General features: G+C 51.7%; 7 protein-coding genes. 2 read left to right on the top strand and 5 right to left on the bottom strand.

Going from position 1 to position 6,308, the window contains the following annotated elements; translation table 11 throughout:
• Positions 1–119: 119 nt before the first annotated feature.
• From TA5113_RS12785 to TA5113_RS17005, 5 genes are all read right to left on the bottom strand, one after another.
• On the bottom strand, positions 120–1,043 hold the full coding sequence (locus TA5113_RS12785) for a hypothetical protein (RefSeq protein WP_058316532.1): 924 nt from the start codon (positions 1,041–1,043) through the stop codon (positions 120–122).
• An 8-nt stretch (positions 1,044–1,051) separates the two neighbouring features.
• The gene (locus tag TA5113_RS12780) at positions 1,052–2,848 is read right to left on the bottom strand and encodes an asparagine synthase-related protein (RefSeq protein ID WP_058316531.1); all 1,797 of its coding nucleotides are present in this window, start codon (positions 2,846–2,848) and stop codon (positions 1,052–1,054) included.
• 21 nt (positions 2,849–2,869) lie between these two features.
• A complete protein-coding gene (locus TA5113_RS12775) occupies positions 2,870–3,334 on the bottom strand; it encodes a lasso peptide biosynthesis B2 protein (protein WP_058316530.1) in 465 nt (154 codons plus the stop codon).
• Positions 3,312–3,590 (bottom strand): PqqD family protein, encoded by a 279-nt coding sequence (locus TA5113_RS12770; protein ID WP_058316529.1) that lies wholly within the window; start codon positions 3,588–3,590, stop codon positions 3,312–3,314. The genes TA5113_RS12775 and TA5113_RS12770 overlap by 23 nt, the downstream gene beginning before the upstream one ends.
• 84 nt (positions 3,591–3,674) lie before the next feature.
• Positions 3,675–3,821, bottom strand: a complete 147-nt coding sequence (locus tag TA5113_RS17005) for a hypothetical protein (RefSeq protein WP_165589422.1) — start codon at positions 3,819–3,821, stop codon at positions 3,675–3,677.
• 339 nt (positions 3,822–4,160) lie between these two features.
• Between TA5113_RS17005 and TA5113_RS12765 the strand changes: the two genes are divergently transcribed.
• Positions 4,161–5,252: a nucleotidyltransferase family protein gene (locus tag TA5113_RS12765; protein WP_131726449.1), complete on the top strand. Its 1,092-nt coding sequence runs from the start codon at positions 4,161–4,163 to the stop codon at positions 5,250–5,252.
• The gene (locus TA5113_RS12760) at positions 5,249–6,235 is read left to right on the top strand and encodes a glycosyltransferase family 2 protein (RefSeq protein WP_058316527.1); all 987 of its coding nucleotides are present in this window, start codon (positions 5,249–5,251) and stop codon (positions 6,233–6,235) included. Before TA5113_RS12765 ends, TA5113_RS12760 begins: the two co-directional genes overlap by 4 nt.
• Positions 6,236–6,308 lie beyond the last annotated feature (73 nt).

Genomic DNA, 6,308 nt, shown 5'->3' with positions numbered 1-6,308 from the left:
ACACGCCGTCGAAAAAACCGCCGATGATCATTGCGCCAAAGGCTAGAAACAACCGCGTTCGGTTGAGCTGGGCAAGCTCTTGGACAATCCTTGCGCCGGATTTGAATGTGTCGATAGAGCTATTGGGCTGCGACATCGGACTGTTCCGCGAGAAAACGTGAGATCGCATCCTTTACCCCGGACAAAGCGGGGATGGTGTTTGGCACTTCTAACATGGCCACTTTTAGTTTTTTGCTGATGGCCGCGGCGCGCATGAAATCCACGGCACCTCGGCCATGGGCCGCACCCGCGTCGCCAAAACGCACGGGGAAGGAAAAGCGCATGATGGACACAAGCGCTTCTTCGTCAGACAAAATGCTGAAGTGCGTTTGACTGTCCTGCCCGCGTTTTAGGACGAAAAGCCAAGTCGCGGGGAAAACGCCTTCTGCATCAAAGTCAGGCATGACGACTCGCGCCTTATCGATTTTTTCATGAACGAAAGGTCTTTCGACAGATCCTTCAGGCGCAAACGCGCGTGCCTCGGCCACCAATTTGACCTGACCAAAGCCAGGAGCAGCTATCCCGTGGTCAACAGAAATCGCAAAAAGGTCGTCGGTGAGCAAGCGCGCACCGCTGGCGACAAGTTTCATTGTTGTCGTGGACTTGCCAACGCCTTTGTCCGCCAGAAGGCCAACCGCTTGGCCATCAATAACGATGCCGCCAGCGTGAAAGACAAAGCGCCCTTTGGCGCGCAACACTTCTGACAAGATGGGACCGAGCAACGGAAAGGCGATGAGATCGTCGTTTACGTTTTCGCTGGGTTCAACCAGCACCTCAGATCCATCCGCTGACACCTTAAAGGCTCCGACTTCTGGCCAAGAATACCGAACAGTGCCATCCGGCGCGAAATCAAGATAGCTCGGGAGCGCGCGTGCTTCGTCGGGGATATCGACAGCTTGTTTTCGGATTGTGACATCTGGGGTGTGACCCATGTCTCTGCGCGACAACTCTGGCAGGTCGATTTCGGAATTGATGCGGAGCCCGTAGCTTAGGTATTTATTCATGAGACGGCTCATACATCGTTCTTACGGCTAGAGTTGGCCGTCGTCTTGCGGTTGGTGAGCCAGATATCGAGTTGCGCCAACCTGCTGATTTCACCCGAAACAGTCGCGAGATTTCGACCGTCTTTCAGATCAGACAGTGTTTCTTGGACCCCTTTGGCTGAGACGTAGTCTTTCAGCGTTTCTGGAACACCCTTCTTTAGCTTTTTGACAGCGTCACATTCTGCCAAGCCTTTGGTTACGTAAGGCGTGAAATCCGCTTTGGAGGTGCGTGTCCTGATTTTTTCCGGATAGATCCCCCGCATTGCCTCTCGCAGAAGATTCCGTGTCAGCCCGTCACCGAATTTCGCCTTCGAGCTTTGCCCCAAACAGAGTTCCACAAAGTCTTGGTCGTAGAATGGAAATTTGACGTCGATCCCTTCCGCGCGCGCCATGCGGCGCAGGATTTCAAAGCTGCTCCCCGTATGTGGCGCGCAAAGCTGTTGGGCGTGAAGGCGTTCTTGCCCTTCCAAATGGGTATTGGAGCGGCCAATACCCTCATTGGCCTTGCCGACAAGATCTGTTGCCTGAACCAGGTCTTCCTTGACCAATCTCCGCCAGGGGACACCTGCAATAGGGGAGGTGGGCGCAAGCCGGCGTGCAATCGCCGCAATCGGTCGTGGGCCAGCGGCCGCGAGAACTTCAAATAGGCTCATGCCAATCGCGGGTTGGTCAAACCGCGATTTATGGGCTCGGACATTCCGCCAGAGCGCAAAGTACTGATGTGATTTCGCGAGTTCGTTTAGGTACCACCCCCCATTTCCAACAACCTCGTCGCCGCCATGGCCATCAAGAACACAATGCGCGCCGATCTTGGATGCGGTTTGGTAAGCAGAGGCCGTTGTTCCGAAATTTTGAATGATAATAGGCTGCCCTTGCTGCTCTAAGATCTTCAAGATTTCCTCAGAATGGGATGGCGCAAACATCGGCACCTTTGTGCCTTCGATGTTCGGGTTGGCGTCGACAACTGCATCGATGTAAGTGCTTTCATCCAGCATCGGATAATCGGGATAAACCATCGAAAGCGCTCGGACCGGGTCATGGGCCATGCGCGCTCGCAATAACGTCAGCGCAGAACTGTCTAAACCGCCCGACAGAAGAGTTGCGGTTTGTCCGACGCTCATGCGCGCGATAGCTGCTTCAAGTGCTTCTCGGATCAGCTCAGGAGCATCTGCTTCAGGCACATATTGCGGTCGCAGTTTGTACCATGTGTGCAGGTTCAGACCATTTTGATCCGCAACCAAAACGGTGCCTGGCGCGAGCTTTTTGACGCCTTCGTACGGCGTCAGTGTAGCGCTTGCCTGAATTCCCGAAAGAAACTGGGCGATCCAAACCGGATTGATTTGATCACCAGCTAGGGCTTCAGGGTCTGATGCGAATGAGAGCGCTCCCTCATGAACCGAGTAGGCAAGCGGTTGAACACCAAAGCGGTCTCGTACCGCGATGATCTGGCGCGTCTTCATGCATTTTAGGACAAACGCGAATTCGCCTTTGAGCCGGGGCAGCAACTCTAGTCCCCATTTATCATAGCCGAGCGCGATGCATTGCTCGGCGGACGCATCCCGGGGCAATTGCAGCTGATCTGCCAACGCCCTGCGGTTTGCGAGATCAAAGGTGCCGGCAACTTCATAGGGTCCAAATTGTTTCGGCGACCTATTTGGTTTTCTTTGATCAGAATGTACCGGGAACGCGATTATATTCTCAGATTCTTTGACCGCAGCCGATGCGCCATCGTTCTCAAACTCGATTTTTGCGAAAATTGGCTGCACTTTATTCTGCTTTTCTGGGGTCTATTCCGTTGGTGCGTCGAACTGAGAGTGCTGTGCGAACTCTTCAGGAGTGCCGCCTAAAAGGATCATTTGATCGTGAAAAAGCCACGCGTGGGGCGCGAACTGCTTTGCGGCATGTGTGGGAATGGTCAGCCGGACCTCAGAAATCCAACCACGTTGCGCCATGAGCCATGCACCTGACATTGCTTGTGTCAGACATGTTGCGCGTGGGACGAGCCGGGATGCCGCCGACACTGACCAAGCCACTTCGCGCAAATCTGCGATGTCGGCATTGGTGTCTTGCGCCTTATTTGCGATCTGAATCTGCTTGATTTGCCTTTTCAGTCGATCGACTTGGCGCAGCGACAGCATCAGGCGAACGTAGGCAATGCGATAAAGCGCGACGCTCAATAACGTGAACCGACGGACCTGTCGTTGTTTCTTTGTGTCCGTTCCGCTCAATTTAGGCGCGTTCAAGTAGGCCATTGCGCTTCATATCTTCGATGACGACAATAACGTCCGTGCGGACTTGAGCGGCGTCGGCGTCATATTCTTCAATGATTTCATCGACAATGCTGTCTATCGACTTTCCGGCCTCAAGCGCGCTCCATACAAGGTGCCCAACTTCATTCAGCATGTAGAATTCATTGATGCGCGTATCAAAAACCGCGAGCCCGCCAGCGTATTCTGCGACAACGCAGTGCGCGGCAACCTTGAACTCATGAACAGCTATGACGGTCATAATATTTCGGCCCTAAAATGGATTTGTTGAGGGCGACCTTGGGGCCGCCCTCATTTAAAAAAAAGCAGCATTGATTGTTCTGCTTTATGTAAAGGTCAGGCCAGTTGTTGAGCTGCCGGCACCGCCAGAGAATGGCGCGTCCAGACGAACGTTCAGTGGAATGTTCGCGTGTGTAAGTTCTTCGACGCGACCTTTTGGAGTTAGTGTTGGGGCAGTATAAGATTTTTTCATATTTCGAACCTTTTCTGTTAATAGGCGGGTCTATGCTTAACGCTATTTGGTGCTTAAGCGAGATGAATTTTTCTTAACAATTTTAAGACTGCTATAACTTTCAGCGATGTCATTTTTATGTAAACAAAATTGGGCATAAGCAGCGTGGATGCGCAAAGCGCAATTAGAAATTTAGAGTGGTTGCTGAGAAAATATGCAACTTAAGAACCAGAGAAAATTGATCATTTACGAAAAACCTGTTTCGTTTTCTAGTGATTCGTAAAATATCGAAACGGTTTTAACCTTTGGACATATGACCGTTGTTTAGATCGGTTTGTTGAGTTTTTTGGGTGCTACAACGTGGCTAATAAAGCGTTCAATTTTGAGTTCGTCCGCTCCGTTGATCCCGATTGGGTCAGTCAGGCTTTAATTTACCTAGTTTCCAAAAATGCAACATTTCCTAAAGTAGAGTCTTCTGCCAAAATGGACTCCCTTAAGGCGATTATCGACGCGGCGCGCTTAAATAAAGTGTCCAATCTTATCTCTGAGCAGTCAGCTGAGCAGTTGGGTTTAGATCTTCGACCTGCCCGCGGACATTTAGACAAGGTGAAATTTCGCACGATGATGCTGAACCATAGTTCAATGGTTACCAGTTTTCGTGCGCATCAAGCTTTGGCCCGTGAAGAGATTGACCACGTCATCTATAAAGGGCCTTTTCAACAGGCTGTGCTTTATGGCGGTCCCTACGTCAAACCGTCAGCTGATACAGACCTCCTTGTTTCCCCAAAAGACCAGTGCCGAGCCTTCTCGGCTCTCAAACAAATTGGGTTTCAAAATAAAGAAACACATGCTTGGTGGTGGCGCCGTTTTCTGCACGAAATCCATTTATGCGACGACGCTGGGACCATGATCGATTTGCATCATGGTTTGGGGCAGGCGGGCTTACCAAATGTACGCAAAACCGATGCAATTTTGGCGCGGTCCGAAAAATGCGAAGTCGCAGGCATGGCTGTGCCGGCCTTGGACATGGTCGATATTCCCATCGTCGCTGCCTATTCAATTGCCAAGGCGTTCTTGTCACGAGAACCTTGTCTGGGCACGCTTCTTGATTTCAAAGTTGCGATGCAAAAGCTCGACTCAAAATCTGTGGATGCGTTGAAGGCCCGGGCGCAAGCTCATGGGTTGTGTAACATCATCGGGTTTGCGACAGCTGTGTCGTCTGCCACGTTTGAGGGAAAAATAGACGCGCCCGGTTTCTTTGGGCTTAATCCGGAGGCATTGGCCAGCATGGCCGTGACGCCGTGGAAAGAAACTTTGCCTTGGCCAAAACGCCGTCACATATTGCGGGTATTGTCAGGTGGAAATTCCTTTCACACCGCTCGGGACACCTATTGGGCGGCGACGGCACATATCACTCGAAGCCTACTTGACCGAAATCGGAGCGCGGCATGACATCTCTCGCCAATATTTGTGTGGTCATCCCGACGTATAACGCTGAAAAGACAATTGGCGCGGCCGTCTTAAGTGCCCTGGCACAGCCAGAAGTGGTCGAGGTGATTGTTGTCGATGACTGTTCTTCAGACAAAAGCGCTGAATCGGCTGAAAAGGCCGGGGCGGGGGACGCACGTCTGACCGTAATCCGTCAGCAGAAAAACGGCGGCCCCGCGGCGGCGCGCAACGCTGCATTGCAGGCAAGCCGTGCGGATTTCATTGCTCTGTTGGATTCCGACGATGTCTATGCGCCGCAGCGTTTCTCTAAAATTGTCGCCGATGAGCCCTTTGACATGATAGCCGACAATATCGCGTTCGTTCCTGAGGATCGGATCCTAGATGATTTGTTTTTCTCGGGGCTTGCAGAAAGCGAAGCGGATTGTTCCGTGATCAGCCTAGAAAACATGATTGAGGGCAACATCTCGCGACCTGGCGAACACCGGGCTGAGCTTGGGTTTCTTAAGCCCATCATTTCGCGGGCGTTTCTTGAGAAACATGGATTGAAGTATCAATCCGACCTTCGGCTGGGGGAAGACTTTGATCTTTACCTCAAAATGCTCGCCAAAGGTGCCGTGTTCTTGAAGTGTAATAATGTCGGCTATGTTGCTCGGGTGAGGGCAGACAGCCTAAGCGGTTCTCATTCTGGCCGCGATCTAGAAGCGCTGTATCATTCCGTCAGAGCGTCGCGCGACAATTTCGAAATGAGTCACTCCTGTCAAAACCAGTTGGATAATTACCTATCTCAACTGCGTCAGCGCTTTTTGTTGCACAGGTTTCTTGAGACAAAGAGAGAGAATGGTCTGCTCGCTGCCGCGCTTTATTCGGTTCGACCGCTTTCCCGGTTTCTGCCGATTTCGACAGCTGTTCTGCGGGATAAGTTACAGCCTGACCGTACAGAGAAAGCACAAGAAGTGCCTGCAATCCGATACCTATATCCTGTGTGATTACTGATCGCCGAGGCTTCGAAACTCGATAATGTCGCCGGACATAACCGGCGCATCAAACTCAACAAAAATT

The sequence above is a fragment of the Cognatishimia activa genome (assembly GCF_001458335.1).
Classification (GTDB): Bacteria; Pseudomonadota; Alphaproteobacteria; order Rhodobacterales; family Rhodobacteraceae; genus Cognatishimia; species Cognatishimia activa.
The sequence above is the reverse complement of the archived record's forward strand: the minus strand, read 5'-3'. Positions and strand labels throughout refer to the sequence as shown.